General features: G+C 69.3%; 2 protein-coding genes. One reads left to right on the top strand and one right to left on the bottom strand.

Going from position 1 to position 1195, the window contains the following annotated elements; genetic code table 11:
- Nucleotides 1–272: hypothetical protein (locus J0695_RS37715; protein ID WP_206969311.1), on the bottom strand; the 272-nt coding region annotated here is incomplete at its 3' end.
- A 324-nt stretch (nt 273–596) separates the two neighbouring features.
- Here J0695_RS37715 and J0695_RS37720 point away from each other — a divergent pair.
- The coding region (locus J0695_RS37720) for a LacI family DNA-binding transcriptional regulator (protein WP_206969313.1) at nt 597–1195 on the top strand (599 nt) is incomplete at its 3' end.

Genomic DNA, 1195 nt, shown 5'->3' on the forward strand with positions numbered 1-1195 from the left:
CCGCCGGGCAGGGCGAGCGCCTTGCCTCCGTCGGCGCCTGCGACGGACTGGGCGGTGGCGCCGTTCACCAGGGTCGCGTCGAGCCCGTTTCCCGAACTGTCGGCGATCTCGCCGGTGGTGAGGTCGTCCTGGTCGAAGGTGTAGCGGGCGGCGGGCTGCAGGCTGTCGGCCGCGTGCGCGGGCGTGGAGGGTGCGGCCAGCAGGCTCGCACCGAGGGCCAGTGCCACGGCGGCCGGGACCCGGCGGCGGGCGGATCTTTCAGCGGAGGGCATGGATTGCATCCTCAATCCTTGGGGCGGGGCGCGGAGTTGAATACATCGAACCGGTTCGCATGGATGCGCGGCAGCGGCTGGGGTCGGAAGGCGGGGAGGGTTCCGATTGCCGGGAGGATCACCTCCTCGAACCGGTTCGACGAAGCTAGCACCGGGAGCGTGGGCCAACAATCCCTCCCGCACGGGTAGTTCACCGCTGTTGCCGACGGGTTTCGAATTTCGATCCGGGGTGTTGACAGCCGATCGGGCAGTTCCTACCGTCACTTCACGCGAACCGGTTCGACACAAAGTCGAACCGGTTCGACATTCGATCAAGGAGTCGCCGTGAACATCGGTGAGATCGCCCGGCGGGCCGGAGTCTCGCGGAGCACCGTTTCCTACGCACTGAGCGGCAAGCGCCCGGTCTCGGATGCCACCCGCCGCAGGATCCAGCAGGTCGTCGACGAGCTGGGATACCGGCCGAGCGCCAGTGCCCGCGCCCTGGCCAACGGACGCACCAGCACGCTCGGCCTGGTCTTCCCGCCCGCCGGGAACCACTACACGGGCATGCAGCTCGACTTCATCGGCAGCGTGGTGGAGGCCGCCGCCGCCTACGACTACGACGTACTGCTGTCCCCCAGCGGCGTGGACAGCGACCGTTCCTTCCAGCGGATGCTGGGTGAGCGGCGCGTCGATGGTGCGATCCTGATGGAGATCCGCCTAGAGGACGACCGGGTGGACCATCTGACCGCCCTGGGCTTCCCCTCCGTCGCCATCGGCCGTACCGCCGACCCCGCGACCGGCTGGTGGGTGGGGCTCGACCACACCGCACTGGTGGAGGCGTGCGTCCACCACCTGGCAGATCTCGGCCACCGCCGGGTCGCCTTCGTCAACCGGCCCGAGCAACTGCTGCGCACGGGTTACGAATCCGCGCACCGCGGCCT

The sequence above is a fragment of the Streptomyces beijiangensis genome (assembly GCF_017315755.1).
In the GTDB taxonomy this organism is placed as follows: Bacteria; Actinomycetota; Actinomycetes; order Streptomycetales; family Streptomycetaceae; genus Streptomyces; species Streptomyces beijiangensis.